This is a genomic window from Streptomyces sp. NPDC031265, assembly GCF_055570295.1.
This window is the reverse complement of record NZ_JBVIHM010000024.1, coordinates 110754-130426: the sequence shown is the minus strand read 5'-3', so window position 1 is coordinate 130426 and position 19673 is coordinate 110754. Positions and strand designations below refer to the sequence as shown.

General features: G+C 72.2%; 13 protein-coding genes and 2 pseudogenes. 13 read left to right on the top strand and 2 right to left on the bottom strand.

Features of this window, described 5'->3' with window-relative positions; genetic code table 11:
* Positions 1 to 46 precede the first annotated feature (46 nt).
* From ACZ499_RS30070 to ACZ499_RS30040, 7 genes and pseudogenes are all read left to right on the top strand, one after another.
* The gene (locus tag ACZ499_RS30070) at positions 47 to 1201 is read left to right on the top strand and encodes an ABC transporter ATP-binding protein (protein WP_468679386.1); all 1155 of its coding nucleotides are present in this window, start codon (positions 47 to 49) and stop codon (positions 1199 to 1201) included.
* Positions 1198 to 2118, top strand: a complete 921-nt coding sequence (locus ACZ499_RS30065; protein WP_468405798.1) for an ABC transporter permease — start codon at positions 1198 to 1200, stop codon at positions 2116 to 2118. Before ACZ499_RS30070 ends, ACZ499_RS30065 begins: the two co-directional genes overlap by 4 nt.
* Entirely contained in the window at positions 2118 to 2912 is a 795-nt protein-coding gene (locus tag ACZ499_RS30060; RefSeq protein ID WP_468679385.1) for an ABC transporter permease, read from the top strand. The genes ACZ499_RS30065 and ACZ499_RS30060 overlap by 1 nt, the downstream gene beginning before the upstream one ends.
* 38 nt (positions 2913 to 2950) lie before the next feature.
* Positions 2951 to 4372: an NAD(P)/FAD-dependent oxidoreductase gene (locus ACZ499_RS30055; RefSeq protein ID WP_468679384.1), complete on the top strand. Its 1422-nt coding sequence runs from the start codon at positions 2951 to 2953 to the stop codon at positions 4370 to 4372.
* A 248-nt stretch (positions 4373 to 4620) separates the two neighbouring features.
* Positions 4621 to 5089, top strand: a pseudogene (locus ACZ499_RS30050) (bifunctional DNA primase/polymerase).
* A gap of 96 nt (positions 5090 to 5185) precedes the next feature.
* A complete protein-coding gene (locus ACZ499_RS30045; protein WP_468679383.1) occupies positions 5186 to 5668 on the top strand; it encodes a carbohydrate binding domain-containing protein in 483 nt (160 codons plus the stop codon).
* A pseudogene (locus ACZ499_RS30040) lies at positions 5623 to 5967 on the top strand (chitinase); the annotation flags it as partial. The gene ACZ499_RS30045 and the pseudogene ACZ499_RS30040, both read left to right, overlap by 46 nt.
* Here ACZ499_RS30040 and ACZ499_RS30035 read toward each other — a convergent pair.
* On the bottom strand, positions 5918 to 6730 hold the full coding sequence (locus tag ACZ499_RS30035; protein WP_468679382.1) for a phosphatase PAP2 family protein: 813 nt from the start codon (positions 6728 to 6730) through the stop codon (positions 5918 to 5920). The pseudogene ACZ499_RS30040 and the gene ACZ499_RS30035 overlap by 50 nt on opposite strands.
* Before the next feature lie 103 nt (positions 6731 to 6833).
* Complete coding sequence (gabT, locus tag ACZ499_RS30030; RefSeq protein WP_468679381.1) at positions 6834 to 8168, bottom strand: 4-aminobutyrate--2-oxoglutarate transaminase; 1335 nt, start codon at positions 8166 to 8168, stop codon at positions 6834 to 6836.
* Between the two features lie 326 nt (positions 8169 to 8494).
* Between gabT and ACZ499_RS30025 the strand changes: the two genes are divergently transcribed.
* From ACZ499_RS30025 to ACZ499_RS30000, 6 genes are all read left to right on the top strand, one after another.
* Positions 8495 to 10870, top strand: coding sequence for an ATP/GTP-binding protein (locus tag ACZ499_RS30025; protein WP_468679380.1), 2376 nt, complete (start codon positions 8495 to 8497; stop codon positions 10868 to 10870).
* Between the two features lie 124 nt (positions 10871 to 10994).
* The gene (locus tag ACZ499_RS30020; protein ID WP_468405786.1) at positions 10995 to 12533 is read left to right on the top strand and encodes a PucR family transcriptional regulator; all 1539 of its coding nucleotides are present in this window, start codon (positions 10995 to 10997) and stop codon (positions 12531 to 12533) included.
* A 740-nt stretch (positions 12534 to 13273) separates the two neighbouring features.
* Positions 13274 to 14719 carry an aldehyde dehydrogenase family protein gene (locus tag ACZ499_RS30015; RefSeq protein WP_468405784.1) on the top strand — a complete coding sequence of 482 codons (1446 nt, stop codon included), beginning with the start codon at positions 13274 to 13276 and terminating at the stop codon, positions 14717 to 14719.
* Between the two features lie 171 nt (positions 14720 to 14890).
* Complete coding sequence (locus tag ACZ499_RS30010; RefSeq protein WP_468679379.1) at positions 14891 to 16849, top strand: acyl-CoA dehydrogenase family protein; 1959 nt, start codon at positions 14891 to 14893, stop codon at positions 16847 to 16849.
* A 130-nt stretch (positions 16850 to 16979) separates the two neighbouring features.
* A complete protein-coding gene (dxr, locus tag ACZ499_RS30005) occupies positions 16980 to 18230 on the top strand; it encodes a 1-deoxy-D-xylulose-5-phosphate reductoisomerase (protein ID WP_468679378.1) in 1251 nt (416 codons plus the stop codon).
* Entirely contained in the window at positions 18227 to 19525 is a 1299-nt protein-coding gene (locus ACZ499_RS30000) for a M50 family metallopeptidase (RefSeq protein WP_385544079.1), read from the top strand. The genes dxr and ACZ499_RS30000 overlap by 4 nt, the downstream gene beginning before the upstream one ends.
* Positions 19526 to 19673: the final 148 nt, after the last annotated feature.

Genomic DNA, 19673 nt, shown 5'->3' with positions numbered 1-19673 from the left:
GCTCCCCACTCTCCCTCGTCCCTCTCCACCCCTGGGATCGCAACCCATGACTGACGACAAGAACGACGGCGGCGACGTCCGCCTCACCGGGATCAGCAAGACGTACGGCTCCTTCACCGCCGTCCATCCGCTCGAACTGACCGTCCCGCAGGGCTCGTTCTTCGCCCTCCTCGGCGCCTCGGGGTGCGGCAAGACCACCACGCTGCGCATGATCGCCGGACTGGAGGAGCCCACCACCGGGACCGTCTTCCTCGGCGACAAGGACGTCACCGATCTGCCGCCCTACAAGCGGCCGGTGAACACCGTCTTCCAGTCGTACGCGCTCTTCCCGCACCTCGACGTCACCGAGAACGTCGCCTTCGGGCTGCGCCGCCGGGGCATCAAGTCGGTGAAGAAGCAGGTCGACGACATGCTGGAGCTCGTCCAGCTCGGCGACTTCGCCAAGCGCAAGCCGCACCAGCTCTCCGGCGGCCAGCAGCAGCGCGTGGCGGTCGCCCGCGCGCTCATCAACCACCCGCAGGTGCTGCTCCTCGACGAGCCGCTCGGCGCCCTCGACCTCAAGCTGCGCCGCCAGATGCAGCTGGAGCTCAAGCGCATCCAGACCGAGGTCGGCATCACCTTCATCCACGTCACCCACGACCAGGAGGAGGCCATGACCATGGCCGACACGGTCGCGGTGATGAACGGCGGCCGCGTCGAACAGCTCGGCGCCCCCGCCGACCTCTACGAGAACCCGAAGACCACGTTCGTGGCGAACTTCCTCGGCACCTCCAACCTCATCGAGGCCGAGGTCGTCGAGAAGAGCGGTGACGACGTCCTGGTCACCGCAGGCGGGACCAAGCTGCGGCTGCCCGGCGGGCGATGTTCGGCGCCGGCCACCGGCGGCGGGAAGATCCTCGTGGGCGTGCGCCCGGAGAAGATCTCCCTCGCCCACAAGGACGAGGAGGGCTCGATAGCGGAAGGCCGCAACCGGGTTCCCGGACGCGTCATCGACTCGTCGTTCATCGGCGTCTCCACCCAGTACGTCATCGACTCCCCGGCGGGCCGGGGGCTGGCGGTGTACGAGCAGAACATCGAGCGCGACACCCGTCTGGTGCCCGGCGCCGAGGTCGTCCTGCACTGGAACCCGGCGCACACCTTCGGCCTCGACGCGGCGCAGGCGATCGACGCGGGCGTGGAGAAGGTCGAGGACGCCGCGTGAGCGCCCTGACCGAGGCGCCCCCGGCCGCCGACCTCCCCGTGCGCAAGGCGTCGGTGCGCAAGCGCCTCGTGCCCTACTGGCTGCTGGTGCCCGGCCTGCTGTGGCTGGTCGTCTTCTTCGCGCTGCCGATGGTCTACCAGGCCTCCACCTCGGTGCAGACCGGCTCCCTGGAGAAGGGCTTCCAGGTCACCTGGCACTTCCAGACCTACTGGGACGCCTTCAAGGAGTACTACCCGCAGTTCGTGCGCTCGCTGCTCTACGCGGGAACCGCGACGCTGCTCTGCCTGCTGCTCGGCTATCCGCTGGCGTATCTGATCGCCTTCAAGGCGGGGCGCTGGCGCAATCTGATCCTGGTGCTCGTCATCGCGCCGTTCTTCACCAGCTTCCTGATCCGCACCCTCGCCTGGAAGACGATCCTCGCGGACGGCGGCCCGGTGGTGCACGCGCTCAACTCGCTGCACGTGCTCGACGTGACGAGCTGGCTGGGGTGGACCGAGGGCAACCGCGTCCTGGCCACGCCGATGGCGGTGGTCTGCGGCCTCACGTACAACTTCCTGCCGTTCATGATCCTGCCGCTCTACACGTCGCTGGAGCGGATCGACTCGCGGCTGCACGAGGCCGCCGGTGATCTGTACGCGACCCCGGCGACCACGTTCCGCAAGGTGACCTTCCCGCTCTCCATGCCGGGCGTCGTCTCGGGCACGCTGCTCACCTTCATCCCGGCGAGCGGCGACTACGTCAACGCCGAACTACTCGGCTCCACCGACCAGAAGATGGTCGGCAACGTGATCCAGTCGCAGTTCCTGCGGGTCCTCGACTATCCGACGGCCGCCGCCCTGTCGTTCATCCTGATGGCGATCGTCCTGGTCATGGTCACCGTCTACATCCGCCGAGCCGGGACGGAGGACCTGGTCTGATGCGCTGGCTCCGACGCAATGTGATCGCCATCGCGGGGCTCGTGACCCTCGCGTACCTGATCCTGCCGAACGTCGTCGTGATGGTGTTCTCGTTCAACAAGCCGAACGGGCGCTTCAACTACTCGTGGACGCGGTTCTCCACCGACGCCTGGCAGGACCCGTGCGGCGTCGCCGACATGTGCGGCTCGCTCTCGCTCTCGCTCCAGATCGCCACCTGGGCGACGGTCGGCGCGACCGTGCTCGGCACGATGATCGCCTTCGCGCTGGTCCGCTACCGGTTCCGGGCGCGCGGCGCGATCAACTCGCTGATCTTCCTGCCGATGGCGATGCCCGAGGTCGTCATGGCCGCCTCGCTGCTGACGCTCTTCCTCAACCTGGGCGCGCAGCTCGGCTTCTGGACCATCCTCATCGCCCACATCATGTTCTGTCTGAGCTTCGTGGTGACGGCGGTCAAGGCGCGGGTGATGTCGATGGACCCGAGGCTGGAGGAGGCCGCGCGCGATCTGTACGCGGGGCCGGTCCAGACGTTCGTCCGGGTCACCCTGCCGATCGCCGCCCCCGGGATCGTCGCGGGCGCGCTGCTCGCCTTCGCGCTCTCCTTCGACGACTTCATCATCACCAACTTCAACGCGGGCTCCACCGTGACGTTCCCCATGTTCGTCTGGGGTTCGGCACAGCGCGGCACGCCCGTGCAGATCAACGTCATCGGTACGGCCATGTTCGTCATCGCCGTAGTGGTGGTCGTCGCCGGCCAGCTCGTCGCGAACCGGCGCGGCAACAGTGCGAAAGCCTGAGCAGTAACCGACCGAACCCTTTGAGGGAGTTGGAAGTCATGGCCGTCACCCGAGCCATGCGCAGTGCGGCAGCCCATTCACTGACGGACGCCCAGCCCGTCCCCTTCTGGCTGGAGGACCCGGGCAGGCCCGGCGCCCACCCCGCCCTCGCGGGCGACGAGCGGTGCGATCTGCTCGTCGTCGGCGGCGGCTACAGCGGACTGTGGACCGCGCTCCTGGCCAAGGAGCGCGACCCCGGACGCGATGTCGTGCTCATCGAGGGCAAGGAGATCGGCTGGGCGGCCTCGGGCCGCAACGGCGGCTTCTGCGCCGCCTCCCTCACCCACGGCCTGGGCAACGGCCTCGCCCGCTGGCCGGACGAGCTGCCCCGTCTGGAGAGGCTGGGCGCGCGGAACCTCGACGCCATCGAGGCGGCCGTCGCCCGCTACTCCCTGGACTGCGACTTCGAGCGCACCGGCGAGATCGACGTGGCCACCGAGCCGCACCAGCTCGACGAACTGCACGAGATGTACGAGGAGGCGGTGGAGCTCGGCTTCGAGGGCCTCGAACTGCTCGACGGGGACGCGGTGCGGGCCGAGGTCGACTCGCCGACCTTCCTCGGCGGGCTATGGGACCGGCGCGGTGTGGCGATGCTGCACCCCGCCAAGCTCGCCTGGGGCCTCAAGCGCGCCTGTCTGGAACTCGGCGTACGGATCTACGAACACACCCCCGGCCTCGATCTGGTCGCGGCCGGGCCGGGCATGGCGGTGCGCACCCCGTACGGGCGGATCCGCGCCCGCCGGGTCGCGCTCGGCACCAATGTGTTCCCGTCCCTGGTCAAGCGCGTGCGCGCGTACACCGTCCCGGTCTACGACTACGCGCTGATGACCGAGCCGCTGAGCGCGGAGCAACTGGCCGCGATCGGCTGGAAGAACCGGCAGGGGTTCGGTGACTCGGCCAACCAGTTCCACTACTTCCGGATCACCGCCGACCACCGCGTCCTGTGGGGCGGCTACGACGCGATCTACAAGTACGGCGGGAAGGTGCGGGCCGAGTACGACGACAGGCCCGCCACCTATCTCAAGCTGGCCGAGCACTTCTTCCGCTGCTTCCCGCAGCTGGAGGGGTTGCGTTTCAGCCATGCCTGGGGCGGGGCGATCGACACCTGCTCGCGGTTCTCGGCGTTCTTCGGCACGGCCCACGGCGGCAAGGTCGCGTACGCCGCCGGGTACACCGGCCTCGGCGTCGGCGCGACCCGCTTCGGCGCGGACGTGATGCTCGACCTGCTGGCGGGGGAGCGCACCGAGCGTACGGAGCTGGAGATGGTCCGCAAGAAGCCGCTGCCGTTCCCGCCGGAGCCGGTCGCCTGGGCGGGGATCGGCATCACCAAGTGGGCGCTGGCCCGGGCCGACGCGAACGGCGGGCGCCGCAATCTGTGGCTGAAGGCGATGGACAGGGCGGGGTTGGGGTTCGACAGCTGAGTGGATGTCTCCACCCCCTGGGGGCGCGGGGCTGCGGCGGTATGCGGCTCCGCCGCGTGGGGGCGACCAGCCACGCACGGTCCGCAGCCGAAGCTCCAAGCCCCCCGCGGAGCGCCCGGCGAACAACGGCGATCTTGGTGTGACCCGGGTTCACTACCGTTAAGTAGCGAAACCCGCGTCATAGCCGGGCCCCACCCCGCTCTCCACACGTGAACGCAAGTCCGCGCTCACGGAAGGAAGACCGGGTGATGAATGGCTCGGGGCCGAAGACAGCGGTGGAATGGCTGGCGTCGGCGGCGCCCGATCCCGACGCCTGCCGGTGGGAGTGGGAGCGCAACCCCCTCGGGGTCGCCCTCCTGCCCGCCGGCTGGCGCTGGGACGTACTGATCCTGCCGGGCGAACTGGGGCACCTCGCGCTCGACGTACTGCTCCGGCTCGGCGACCGGCCGGGCCCCGTCCTCGCCGACTTCGGCGACGCGCGCCCGGGGTTCTTCGTGCCCCCCCGGCACGGCCGCGCGCCGGCTCGGCACCGGGGTGCGCGGGGCCGGTCGGGGGACCTGGGTCGTGGTCCCGTACCCGGGCCGGATCAGCGGCGGGGTGCGCTGGCTGGTCCCGCCCGACGGCTCGGGCACCCTCACCGACCCGGCGCTGCTCGAACTCGCGATGCACGAGGCGGCGGCCAGGATCGCGTGGGAAGGGTGGGAGGGACGGGACTGAGTGCGGTACTGCCAGAGGTCTTGACAACCCGATTGGTCTGGACCGCATTGTGGCGGGCTCGGCCTCATCTCCGCCATTGCCGGATCCGATCCCCCCATGCCCGGAGGACGTCGTGGACCGCACCGGACGCCTTGCCAGAACCTCCAGCCCCCCAGACTCCTCGCCGCCGTCACGGCGGCCGTCCTCGCCGCGGGCGCCCTGGTCGCCTCCGCGCAGACCGCTCGCGCCGCCGCCGACACCGAACTGGCCCGCAACAGCGGCTTCGAGGCCGCGCTCGACGGCTGGAGCCGTACGGCGGGCAGCGGTACGGCGGTCGCCTCGCCCGTGCACGGCGGCGCCAAGGCCCTCAAGGCCACCCCGGCCGGGAGCGACAACGCCCAGTGCTCCCAGACCGTCACGGTCAAACCCGACTCCACGTACACCTTGAGCTCGTGGGTGCAGGGCAGCCACGTCTATCTGGGCGCCTCCGGCACCGGCACCACCGACGTCAGCACCTGGACCCAGTCCGCCCCGTCCTGGCAGCAGCTGACCACCACCAGTACCACTCGATGGGCGGCGCGGACTTCCACATCGCCATGACCGACATGCTGCTCACCGGCTTCCCGGTGGCGGGCGACACCGGCCGGATGTTCCCGGCCCTGCGCCCCGACCAGGTCGCCATCGGCCTCCCCGCGTCCACCAACGCGGGCAACGGCTATACCGCCCCCGCCGAGGTCACCAAGGCGCTGGACTGCCTCACCAAGAAGGCGAACTGCGGCTCGTACCAGACCCATGGGAGCCGGCCGGGGCTGCGCGGCCTGATGACCTGGTCCGTCAACTGGGACCGGTTCAGCGGCGGGGAGTTCTCGAAGAACTTCGACGCATACCCATGGAGCTGAGCAGCAGGAGCAGCCCGCACAGGCAGCCGCTCGCCAGCACGTCCAGGGGCCAGTGGTAGCCGTGCAGCACCAGACCGATGCCCGTCGCCGCGGTGAGCACGCCCGCGGCGGCGGGCATCATCCATGCGCGGCGCGGGGCGGTGTACGGGGCGAGCAGCAGGGCCGCGCCGCCGTACGCCACCATCGCGGTGGCCGTGTGGCCGGACGGGTAGTAGCCGGTGTCGGAGGTGAGCGGGCCCGCGCGGTCGGTCCAGATCTTCAGCGGCACGACCAGTGCGGGGACCAGGGCCATCGAGACGGCCGCGATCAGCGCGTCCAGGCGGGCGCCGCGCCACACCGCGTACCCGAGGGCGAGCGCGAGCACCGGCAGGGCGACCGGCATCGAGCCGAGATCGGCCAGGACCTGGGCCACGTCCTGAGGACCCCGGCACGCGAGGTGGCCGCCGACGCGCTCGTCGAGCCGGCGCAGTGGGCCGTCGGCGACGACCTGCCAGGTCAGGAGAGAGCAGAGCGCCGCGAGGGCGGCGAAGGCCGTGAAGAGGAAAGCCGGCCGCCCCGGAACAGGGGGGGAGGTTCCGGGGCGGCCGCCTTGACCGGTGTGCCGTGCGCCCCGGGGGGTGTGGGGCGGACGGCCATCCGATCGGTGAGGAGTTCCGGAGCCAGAAGCACCGGTGGTGTGCGCCAGGGCACGACCAGAACGAGGCTGGGGACGCGCCGCCCTGGAGCCGCCCGCAGTCTCCTGCGGGCGAGGTGTTTCTCTCATCTGCAGAAACCGTACGGCAGCGGGTGGGGGACCGACAGCCGGATCTCCATCCCGCCATCGGCCCCCCACACGTTCTTCACAGGCCGGACCTCCGGCCCGGTGATCAGAGCGCGGCGAAGGCCTGCTCGATGATGTCGAGGCCCTCGTTCAGCAGGTCCTCGCCGATCACCAGCGGCGGCAGGAAGCGCAGGACGTTGCCGTAGGTGCCGCAGGTCAGGACAAGCAGGCCCTCCGCGTGGCAGGCCTTGGCGAGCGCCCCGGCGGCGGCCGCGTTCGGCTCCTTGGTGGCGCGGTCCTGGACCAGCTCGATGGCGATCATGGCGCCGCGGCCGCGGATGTCACCGATGATGTCGAACTTCTCGGCCATGGCGGACAGGCGGCCCTTCATGACCTCCTCGATGCGCTTGGCCTTGCCGTTGAGGTCGAGCTCCTTCATGGTCTCGATCGCACCGAGGGCGCCGGCGCAGGCCACCGGGTTGCCGCCGTAGGTGCCGCCGAGGCCGCCCGCGTGCGCGGCGTCCATGATCTCGGCGCGGCCGGTCACGGCGGAGAGCGGCAGACCGCCCGCGATGCCCTTGGCGGTGGTGATCAGGTCCGGGACGATGCCCTCGTCCTCGCAGGCGAACCACTGGCCGGTGCGGCAGAAGCCGGACTGGATCTCGTCGGCGACGAAGACGATCCCGTTGTCCTTGGCGAACTGCGCGATCGCGGGCAGGAAGCCCTTGGCGGGCTCGATGAAGCCGCCCTCGCCGAGGACCGGCTCGATGATGATCGCGGCGACGTTGTCGGCGCCGATCTGCTTGTTGATCATGTCGATGGCCTGGGCGGACGCCTCGGCACCGGCGTTGTCCTGACCGGTCGGCCAGCGGTAGCCGTAGGCGACCGGGACGCGGTAGACCTCGGGCGCGAACGGGCCGAAGCCGTTCTTGTACGGCATGTTCTTGGCGGTCAGTGCCATCGTCAGGTTGGTACGGCCGTGGTAGCCGTGGTCGAAGACGACGACGGCCTGGCGCTTGGTGTACGCACGGGCGATCTTGACCGCGTTCTCGACGGCCTCGGCGCCGCTGTTGAACAGGGCGGACTTCTTGGCGTGGTCGCCCGGGGTGAGCTCGGCGAGGGCCTCGGCGACCTCGACGTAACCCTCGTACGGCGTGACCATGAAACAGGTGTGGGTGAAGTCCGCGAGCTGCGCGGCGGCGCGGCGCACGACGGCCTCGGCGGAGGCGCCGACCGAGGTCACGGCGATGCCGGAACCGAAGTCGATCAGACGGTTGCCGTCGACGTCCTCGATGATGCCGCCGCCCGCGCGCGCGGTGAAGACGGGCAGGGTGGAGCCCACGCCGGCGGCGACCGCGGCGAGGCGGCGGGCCTGCAGCTCCTGCGACTTGGGGCCGGGGATCGCGGTGACGATGCGGCGCTCCTGCGGAATCGCGCTCATGAGGGGCTCCCTGGGTGATCGGGGGGTGTTTTCGGACGCTTCTCGGCTTTCTTCGCAGGCTAGGGCCCGGCGTGGGGTGCGGGCATGCTCCGTTGGGGAGTGGTGGGTGTGTTTCCTTGTCCGCGGCGGACATAGCGCCGGGCGCATCGCGGGGTGCGTGGTCGGCTGCGGGCCGGTGGGGGCTGGTCGCGCGGTTCCCCGCGCCCCCATAGGGACGGGACCCGCGGCCCTAAAAGGGGCGCGGGTTCCGCATCACACCCCGTAACTCCGCTTAGATTTACGCCTGAACCTCGTTACGGACCTGGCTGTCAGGGGGCAAGGGGCCGATGGACACCGAAGGCACGCACGACGCACGGGGCACCGAGGCGCGGTCGGTGCCGCGCCCTGCCGCGCCGCCGCCCGTCCCGGCGCTGCCGCCCGCCTTCCCGCCGCAGCCCGCCCGGCCCCCCGGGCGCCCGCCGCTGGGCGAGTGGCTGCGGACCCCGCGCGCGGCCGCCGAGCCGGGGCTGTGGCGGTACGGGCACCGGCCGCGCCCCATCGACGCAGTCCACCGGGTGCCGGACCGGGCGCTGCTCAGCGGCGCGGTGATCGCGCTGCTGGCGGCCGTCCTGGTGTGGTCGCTGTGGCGCAACGGCTACGTCCCGCACCGGATGGTGCCGCTCGAACTGTTCACACCGTCCGACTGGTGGGGGCTGCACCGCAGGCCCCCGGCCGCGCTGACCGCGCTCGCCGCCTACAACAGCCTGGTCGCGGCCGCGGTCATCTACGTCTTCGGCCACTTCGGCAACTGGCGCGAGGTCTTCAGGCGGTACGCGGTGGACCACCCGCAGCCCGCCCGCGCGGTGCGCACCGCACTGGTCGCCGTCGCCCTGGCATGGTTCGTGATCTGGGCCGACGACTGGCTGCCGTTCTACTCGCTGGCCTTCGGCGTGGTGCCGCACGCGTGGATCTTCAGCGACGACCCGGTGGCCACCAAGGACGCCACCGACACGGTGACCACCGTCTACCACGTAGTGGTAGTGGTGGCCGCGCTGTGGGTCTGCGGCCGGGCGGGCGACTGGCTCGGGCTCTTCCGCGAGCGCACCGGCCGGAACCCGGCGGGTGCGACGGCCGCACCCGCCGGTGCTCCCGCCGACCGGACCCCCGCCGACTGGCCCCAGCTGCGCGAGGCCGGGCAGCACGCGGCCGCCGACCGGCTGGCCGCCGACGCGGAGAGCGGCCGGATGAACGACGTGGACTGCGCCCGCGTCCGCCGCGCCTGGACGTCGGTGGTCGCCGACCCGGCCCGGCTCCCCGCGTTCACGGACGCGGTGCTCCGCGACGGCTCACGCGCGTGCCTGCACCCCTCCGGCGACCGCGACCTGCCCGCCCGCGCCGCCACCCACGACCTGCTCACCTCCCAGGTGCGGATCGGCCGGTTCGCGGACCTGGGGAACAACCCGCCCGCCCGCCGGGGCGCGGGCGCGGCCGTCGACCCGGCGGCGCTCGGCACCTCGCTGCTCGCCCTCGGCCCCTCCGGCGCGGGCAAGACCCGCTATCTGGTGCGGCCCGTGGTGGAGTCGCTGGCGCTCCAGGCGCTCGCCGGGCAGGCCGCCGTGGTCGCCGTCGGCGCCGCGGGCACGCCGCTGGGCGCGGACGAGGCCTACGACGTGATCGTGCGGCCCGGAGACCCGGCCTCCGCGTACGACCTGGACCTCTACGGCGGCACCGTCGACCCCGACGAGGCCGCCGCCCTGCTCGCGGAGGCCTGCGCCGGGGACCTGCCCGACGCCGACGTCCGCCGGGCCGCGACCGCGCTCGCCCAGCTCCTCGGGCCCTACCGGGCGGCGTACGGCCGCTTCCCCTCGGTGCCCCGGCTGCGCGAGCTCCTGGACGGCTCGGGCGGCGCGCTGGACGAGCTCCGCGCCGACCTCGACCGCCGGGCGCACCCCGCGCTCCACCGCGAACTGGACGCGCGCGCCCGGCAGGCCGACATCCCCGGCGACCCGGGCCTCGTCCTCGCGGACCGCCTCGCCTGTCTGGACCGGCCCGCCTTCGCCGCCTTCTTCGACACCACCGGCCACAGCCGCCCGTTCTCGCTGCGCGCCCTGGAACATCCCGTACGGGTGCGGGTCGACCTGCCCGAGCGGGCGCACCCGGAGGCGACGCGGCTCCTCAACCGGCTGCTGCTCGCCCAGTTCACGACGAACGCGGTGGCCCGCCAGGACCGCTCCCTGTTCGCCTGCCTGGTCCTGGACGACGCCACGCACGCGGTGACCGCGGGCTCCGTCCGGGCCCTGCAACGGCTGCGCCAGGCCAACGCCGGGGTGGTGCTCACCCTGCGCGCGCTCGGTGACGTGCCCGAACGGCTGCACACCTCGCTGCTCGCGGCGGTCGGCTGCCACATGGCGTTCTGCGGGGTCACCACCTGGGACGGGCAGCTCCTGTCGCAGCTGTGGGGCACCGAGTGGGTCGAGACGACGGAGGTCGCCAAGCACGCGGTCTTCGCCGACCAGCCGCTGACCCGGGCGCTGCACTCGCTGCGCAAGCTGGCCACGGGCAAGCCGGTGACCCGGGACGCGGTCACCGTGCGCAAGGTCGAGCGGGAACGCTGGTCCGCCTCCCAGCTCGCCCACCAGGTGCCCGCCGGGCACGCGGTGCTCTCCCTCACCGACGTCGGGGGCGAGCACGCGCCGCCGCTCCTGGTGGACCTGCGGGGCTGAGACGGGCAACGCGGCGGGGTCACGGCGGGCGCCGTGACCTCGCCGTCCTGGCAGAATCGAGGTGCGCCGTTCATACGGGACGGCGTATTTCCCCTCGTACCCTCGAAGGTCGTCGAATCCCCCCATGCCGCCCACCCTCGCCTCCCTCGTCCAGCACTCGGCGCTCAAACTCACCGTGCGCGCGGGCGAGGACCGGCTGGACACGCCGGTGCGCTGGGCGCACGTCAGCGAGCTCGCCGACCCCGTCCCGTACATGGAGGGCGGCGAGCTCCTCCTCATCACCGCGATGACACTGGACGCCGAGGACCCGCAGGCGATGCGGCGCTATGTGCGCAGGCTCTCCGGCGCCGGAGTCGTCGGGCTCGGCTTCGCCGTCGGCGTCAACTACGAGACGGTGCCCGACGCGCTGCTCGACGCGGCCCGCGAGGAGGACTTCCCCCTTCTGGAGGTGCCGCGCCGCACCCCGTTCCTGGCGATCTCCAAGGCCGTCTCCGCGGCCATCTCGGCCGACCAGTACCGGGCGGTCACGGCGGGCTTCGAAGCCCAGCGCGAGCTGACGCGGGCCGCGCTCGCGGGCCCCGGCGAGCTGCTCGCCCGGCTCGCGGCGCACGTGGACGGATGGGCCGCGCTGTACGACACGGCGGGCGCGGTGGTCGCGGTGCAGCCGGAGTGGGCGGGGCGCCGGGCGGCCCGGCTCACCGCCGACGTGGCCCGGCTGCGCGACCGGGCCGCCCCGGCCAGCGCCGTGGTCGGCGGCTCCGACGACCGCTCGGACGACCGCGTCGAGCTCCAGTCGCTCGGCACCGGGCGGCGGGTGCGGGGAGCGCTGGCGGTCGGCACGGGGGCGCCGCTCGGTACCGCCGAGCGGTACGCGGTGCACTCCGCGGTCGCGCTGCTGACCCTGACCACCGAGCGGTCCCGGGCGCTGCAACTGGCCGAGCAGCGCCTGGGCGCGGCGGTGCTGCGGATGCTGCTCTCCGGGCAGCAGGACCATGCCCGGGCGGTGGCGGGCGATCTGTACGGCGGGCTCCTCGATGCCCCCTTCCGGCTCGCCATCGCGGAAGCCGAGGGGGAGTCGGCCGACCTCGGGGCGCTCGCCGAGGCGATGGAGTCGGCGGCGGCGCGCTCCGGCGAGGCGGTCCTGGTCGTCCCCGAGGGCGACCGGCTCGTGGTCCTGGCGGCGGACGGCGGCGACGCGGTGGCCGCCTGCGTCTCCTTCGAGCCGGAGGAGGGCGCCGAGCTGGTGATCGGCCTGTCCGCCCCGGCCGGGCCGATCGCGGCGGCGTCCGCGTACAAGCAGGCCGAGCAGTCGCTGTCGGTGGCGCGGCGGCGGGGCCGGCCGCTGGTCGAGCACGAGGAGCTGGTGGCGGGCTCGCTGGTGCCGCTGCTCGCGGACGACGCGGTACGGGCGTTCGCGGACGGGATGCTGCGGGCGCTGTACGAGCACGACGCGACCGGGCGGGGGGATCTGGTGGCGTCGCTGCGGGCGTGGCTGTCGCGGCACGGTCAGTGGGACGCGGCGGCGGCGGACCTGGGGGTGCACCGGCATACGCTGCGGTACCGGATGCGGCGGGTGGAGGAGATCCTGGGGCGGTCCCTGGACGATCCGGATGTGCGGATGGAGCTTTGGCTGGCGCTGAAGGCGGGTTCGCAGGGCGGGTGATCTTTCCCCACCCCGCCCGTTCCCTTAACCCTCCGGGGGTGGGTGGGGGGTTGAGGCGGTTCTCCCGGGGGCTGCGCCCCCGGACCCCGGGCGGGGCTGCGGCCCCTGCACCCCGCTTACGGGGCTCCGCCCCTGCACCCCGCTTACGGGGCTCCGCCCCGGACCCCGGCGCAGGGGTGGGTGGGCTACCTGGGTTGCGCCCCCGCCGCCGCTGCGGGGCTCCGCCCCGGCCCCCGCTCCTCAAACGCCGGAGGGGCTGAATTTTGGCCGGGCCCCGTTCTGCCTTCAGGGGCGCGGGGAACTGCGCGACCAGCCCCCACCGGGCCCGCAGGCGAATCCCGCACCCCCCGGGAGGGCTCCGCGGGGGCCTGCGCAATCAGCCACCCACGGCCCGCAGACGAACACCGGGCCAAGAAGGGGCGCGGGGAACTGCGCGACCAGCCCCCACCGGACCCGCAGGCGAATCCCGCACTCCTCCCCGGAGGGCTCCGCGGGGAACTGCGCGACCAGCCCCCACCGGGCCCGCAGGCGAACCCCGCACCCCCCGGGAGGGCTCCGCGGGGACCTGCGCAATCAGCCACCCACGGCCCGCAGACGAACGCCGGGCCAGACGACCCGCCCTCCAAACCGGCGCACCCCCCACCCCCACCACTCCACCCCGGACAAACGCCGACCCGGCCGGTCCGGCCTACGGTGGGAGGGACAGTAGACCCACTACCTCGGAAGGGCCGGGATTCGTCATGACTTCCACCCACGCCTTCTGGCTCGCCGGCCGCCAGGCCACCGGTGAGGACAGCTTCGACGTCACCTCTCCCTGGGACGGGCGGCTGGTCGGCGAGGTGAGCGTGCCGACCGAGGCTCAGGTCGAGGAGGCCGTCGCGGCCGCGCACGCCGTGGTCGACGAGTTCGCCGCGACCCCCGCGCACGTACGCGCCGCGGCCCTCGACCACGTCTCGAAGCGCCTCGCCGAGCGCACCGAGGAGATCGCCCAGCTCATCTCCGCCGAGAACGGCAAGCCCATCAAGTGGGCCCGCGGCGAGGTCGGCCGTGCCGTGTCGGTGTTCCGCTTCGCGGCCGAGGAGGCCCGGCGGTTCAACGGCGGCGAGGCCCAGCGCCTGGACACCGACGGCGGCGGCGTGGGCCGGCTCGCCCTGACCCGCCGCTTCCCCAAGGGCGTCGTCCTCGGCATCGCGCCGTTCAACTTCCCGCTGAACCTGTGCGCCCACAAGGTCGCCCCGGCCATCGCCGTCGGCGCGCCGATCATCCTCAAGCCCGCCCCGGCCACCCCGCTCTCGGGTCTCATCCTCGGTGAGCTGCTCGCCGAGACCGAGCTGCCGGCCGGCTCGTGGAGCATCCTGCCGGTCGCCAACGACAAGATGCCGGCCCTGGTGCAGGACGAGCGCCTCCCCGTCATCTCCTTCACCGGCTCCGACAAGGTCGGCTACGCGATCATGGACTCGGTGCCGCGCAAGCACTGCACCCTGGAGCTCGGCGGCAACGGCGCGGCTGTCGTCCTCGCCGACTTCGCGAGCGAAGCGGACCTGGACTGGGCGGCGACCCGTATCGCCACCTTCTCCAACTACCAGGGCGGCCAGTCCTGCATCTCCGTGCAGCGCGTGATCGCGGACGCCACCGTGTACGACCGGCTGCTGCCGAAGATCGTCGCGGCCGTCGAGGCGCAGGTCACCGGTGACCCGTCCGACGCGTCCACCGACGTCGGCCCGCTGGTCAGCGAGGACGCCGCCAAGCGCGTCGAGTCCTGGGTCGACGAGGCCGTGCAGGCGGGCGCCAAGCTGCTCGCCGGCGGCAAGCGCGACGGCGCGGCCTACGCGCCGACCGTCCTCACGGAGGTTCCGGCCGACACCACCCTCGCCTGCGAGGAGGTCTTCGGACCGGTCCTCACCGTGCACAAGGTGGACGGCGAGGACGAGGCCTTCGCGGCCGTCAACTCCTCCAAGTACGGCCTCCAGGCGGGCGTCTTCACGCACGACCTGCAGACCGCCTTCCGTGCCCACCGCGCCCTGGAGGTCGGCGGCGTGATCGTCGGCGACGTCCCCTCCTACCGCGCGGACCAGATGCCGTACGGCGGCGCCAAGGCCTCCGGCGTCGGCCGCGAGGGCGTGCGCTACGCGATGGACGACTACACGTACGAGCGCGTCCTCGTCCTGACGGGCCTCGCCCTCTAGGACGTACGGACGGACGTACGCAGACGGCCGGAGCCCACCAGCGGGCTCCGGCCGTTTCGCGTCCCAGGGGTGGTCGGGCCGCCCGGAATCGGGTACATACGGTCGAGTAGCACTGTCCGGTAACGGGGTGCGTGCGCGCCCCGCACACGTCGCGGCGAGGAGAACCCCTCAATGACCGCACCACACGGCACACCGAAGGTCTCGGAGCGCGAAGCGCGCCGGGTCGCCGAAGCCGCGCGCGAGCAGGACTGGCGCAAACCGAGCTTCGCGAAGGAACTCTTCCTCGGGCGTTTCCGGCTCGACCTCATCCATCCGCATCCGCTGCCCGCCACGGACGACGTGGACCGCGGCGAGGCGTTCCTCGCCAAGCTGCGGGACTTCTGCGAGACGAAGATCGACGGCGCCCTCATCGAGCGCGAGTCGAAGATCCCCGACGAGGTGATCAACGGGCTCAAGGAGCTCGGCGCCCTCGGGATGAAGATCGACACCAAGTACGGCGGCCTCGGCCTCACCCAGGTGTACTACAACAAGGCGCTCGCCCTTGCCGGTTCCGCCAGCCCCGCGATCGGCGCGCTGCTCTCGGCGCATCAGTCGATCGGCGTACCGCAGCCGCTGAAACTCTTCGGCACCCAGGAGCAGCGGGACACGTTCCTGCCGCGCTGCGCCCGTACCGACATCTCCGCCTTCCTGCTCACCGAGCCCGACGTCGGCTCCGACCCGGCCCGGCTCGCCACCTCGGCGGTCCCGGAGGCTGGGGGCACCTCCCGCTCGAGCGAATTCGAGAGTGGGGGAGCGTACGTCCTCGACGGGGTGAAGCTCTGGACCACCAACGGCGTCGTCGCGGACCTGCTGGTCGTCATGGCCCGGGTGCCGAAGTCCGAGGGGCACAAGGGCGGCATCACGGCCTTCGTCGTCGAGGCCGACTCGCCCGGCGTCACCGTGGAGAACCGCAACGCCTTCATGGGCCTGCGCGGCATCGAGAACGGCGTGACCCGCTTCCACCAGGTCCGCGTCCCCGCCTCGCACCGGATCGGCCCCGAGGGCGCCGGTCTGAAGATCGCCCTGACCACGCTGAACACCGGCCGCCTCTCGCTCCCCGCGATGTGCGTCGGCGCGGGCAAGTGGTGTCTGAAGATCGCCCGCGAGTGGTCGGCGGTGCGCGAACAGTGGGGCAGGCCCATCGCCCAGCACGAGGCCGTGGGCAGCAAGATCTCGTTCATCGCGGCCACCACCTTCGCCCTGGAGGCGGTGCTCGACCTCTCCTCGCAGATGGCCGACGAGGACCGCAACGACATCCGCATCGAGGCCGCGCTCGCCAAGCTGTACGGGTCGGAGATGGCCTGGCTGATGGCCGACGAGCTGGTCCAGATCCGCGGCGGACGCGGCTTCGAGACCGCCGACTCGCTGGCCGCCCGCGGCGAGCGGGCCGTACCGGCCGAGCAGATCCTGCGCGATCTGCGCATCAACAGGATCTTCGAGGGCTCCACCGAGATCATGCACCTCCTGATCGCCCGGGAGGCCGTCGACGCCCATCTGTCCGTCGCGGGGGCCCTGATCGACCCCGACAAGAAGCTGCCGGAGAAGGCGAAGGCGGGCGCCAACGCCGCCGCCTTCTACGCCCGCTGGCTGCCCAAACTGCTCTCCGGTCCCGGCCAACTCCCCAACTCCTACCAGGAGTTCGGCGACCTTGCCCAGCACCTTCGGTACGTGGAGCGGTCCGCCCGCAAGCTGGCCCGCTCCACGTTCTACGCCATGTCGCGCTGGCAGGGCCGGATGGAGACCAAACAGGGCTTCCTCGGCCGGATCGTCGACATCGGCGCCGAACTGTTCGCGATGAGCGCCGCCTGCGTACGGGCGGAGCTGCTGCGCACCACCGGCGAGCACGGCCGCGAGGCGCACCAGCTGGCCGACGTCTTCTGCCGCCAGGCCAGGATCCGGGTGGACGAGCTCTTCGAGCGGCTCTGGGCCAACACCGACGACCTGGACCGCAGGGTCGTCACCGGCGTCCTGGCCGGTTCGTACACCTGGCTGGAGGAGGGCGTCGTCGACCCCTCCGGCGACGGCCCGTGGATCGCGGACGCGACACCCGGACCGGCGAAACGGGACAACGTCCACCGCCCGATCCGCTGAATCCGCCGGGCAGTTGGGACACCGGGGAGCCCCGCTCCCCGGTGTCCCGGCGGCCCCCGGACCGCGCCGCGCGGGCCCGGCGCGGGGGAGTGCTGTCCCGACGCACAGCGGATGCGGCAAGAATGGGGGCATGAGCGACAGCCCAGCCCCCCTCGCCGACCCGCACATCGCCTTCGATCCCGCCGAAGGCCGCCGGGACATCGTCGTCCTCGGCTCCACCGGGTCCATCGGCACCCAGGCCATCGACCTGGTGCTGCGCAACCCCGACCGGTTCCGCGTCACCGCGCTCGCCGCGTCGGGCGGACGGGTCGCGCTCCTGGCCGAGCAGGCGCGCCGGCTGCGGGTCCGCACGGTCGCGGTCGCCCGGCCGGACGCGGTGCCCGCGCTGCGCGAGGCGCTGAAGGAGCAGTACGGCTCCCAGCCCGTCCCGGAGATCCTGGCCGGACCCGACGCGGCCACCGAGCTCGCCGGCTCCGACTGCCACACCGTCCTCAACGGCATCACCGGCTCGATCGGCCTCGCGCCCACCCTGGCCGCCCTGACGGCCGGCCGCACCCTGGCGCTCGCCAACAAGGAGTCGCTGATCGTCGGCGGCCCGCTGGTGAAGGCGCTCGCGAAGCCCGGCCAGATCATCCCGGTCGACTCCGAGCACGCCGCCCTCTTCCAGTCCCTCGCCGCCGGCACCCGCGCCGACGTACGGAAGCTGGTGGTCACCGCCTCCGGCGGCCCCTTCCGCGGCCGTACGCGCGCGGAGCTCGCCGATGTGACCCCCCGCGACGCGCTGGCCCACCCCACCTGGGCCATGGGCCCGGTGATCACCGTCAACTCGGCCACCCTGGTCAACAAGGGCCTCGAAGTCATCGAGGCGCACCTGCTGTACGACATCCCCTTCGACCGGATCGAGGTCGTCGTGCACCCGCAGTCGTACGTCCACTCCATGGTCGAGTTCACCGACGGCTCCACGCTCGCACAGGCCACCCCGCCCGATATGCGCGGCCCGATCGCCATCGGCATCGGCTGGCCCGAGCGGGTGCCCGACGCGGCCCCGGCCTTCGACTGGACCAAGGCGTCGAGCTGGGAGTTCTTCCCGCTCGACACCGAGGCCTTCCCCTCGGTCGGACTCGCCCGGCACGTGGGGGAGCTGGGCGGAACGGCGCCGGCGGTGTTCAATGCCGCGAACGAGGAGTGCGTGGACGCTTTCCTCGCGGGACGGCTGCCTTTCAACGGAATCATGGATACGGTCACAGAGGTCGTCGCCGAGCACGGCACCCCCGCCGAGGGAACTTCCCTCACGGTCTCGGACGTCCTGGAAGCGGAGACCTGGGCACGGGCACGGGCCCGTGAACTAGCGGTGAAGGCGACAGCGGAGGCGCGCGCATGACGATTTTGATGACGGTTCTCGGCATAGTCGTCTTCGTGGTCGGCCTGCTCGTCTCGATCGCCTGGCACGAGCTGGGCCACCTCTCCACGGCCAAGATGTTCGGCATCCGGGTGCCGCAGTACATGGTCGGCTTCGGCCCGACCATCTGGTCGCGGAAGAAGGGCGACACCGAGTACGGCATCAAGGCGGTCCCGCTCGGCGGATACATCCGCATGATCGGCATGTTCCCGCCCGGTGAGGACGGGCGGATCACCGCGCGCTCCACCTCGCCCTGGCGCGGCATGATCGAGGACGCCCGCTCGGCCGCTTTCGAGGAGCTCCAGCCGGGCGACGAGACGCGGCTCTTCTACACGCGCAAGCCGTGGAAGCGCGTGATCGTGATGTTCGCCGGGCCGTTCATGAACCTGATCCTCGCCGTGGCGATCTTCTTCGGCGTGATGATGACGTTCGGCGTCAACACCCAGACCACCCAGGTGGGCAAGGTCTCCGACTGCGTGATCTCGCAGAAGGAGCAGCGCGACAGCTGCAAGGCCTCCGACCCGGTCGCCCCGGCCAAGCAGGCCGGTCTGAAGGCCGGTGACAAGATCGTCGCGTTCAACGGCGAGAAGGTCGGCGACTGGTCGGCGCTGCAGAAGCACATCCGCGACACCATCGGCCCGGCCACCATCACGGTCCAGCGCGACGGCAAGCCGCTCGACCTGCACGCCAGCCTGATCAAGAACGATGTCGCCAAGATCGACGGCTCCGGCAACTACACCTCCGGCACCACCTCGGCGGGCTTCCTCGGCTTCAGCCCCGCCACGGGCATCATTCAGCAGTCCTTCGGCGAGTCCGTGGACCGCATGGGCGACATGATGCGCTCCGGGGTGAAGTCGCTGGTCGCGATCCCCTCCAAGGTCCCGGACCTGTGGAACGCGGCCTTCAACGGCGAGGACCGCAAGGCCGACTCCCCGATGGGTGTCGTCGGTGCGGCCCGGGTCGGCGGCGAGGTGTTCACCCTGGACATCCCGCCGGAGAACCAGATCGCGATGATGCTGTTCCTGGTCGCGGGCTTCAACCTCTCCCTGTTCCTCTTCAACATGCTGCCGCTGCTGCCGCTGGACGGCGGGCACATCGCGGGCGCGCTGTGGGAGTCGCTGCGCCGCACGGTCGCGCGCGTCTTCAAGCGCCCCGACCCGGGCCCGTTCGACGTGGCGAAGCTGATGCCGGTCGCGTACGTGGTGGCAGGGATCTTCATCTGCTTCACGCTGCTCGTGCTGGTCGCGGACGTGGTGAACCCGGTGAAGATCTCCTAGGGGCTCGTCGCGTACGTGTCGTACGCATGCAGTCGTACGCATGTAGGGGGCGGGGGGGGGGGGGGGGGGGGGGGGGGGGGGGGGGGGGGTGGTGGGGTGGGGGGGGGGGGGGGGGGGGGGGGGGGGGGGGGGGGGGGGGGGGGGGACG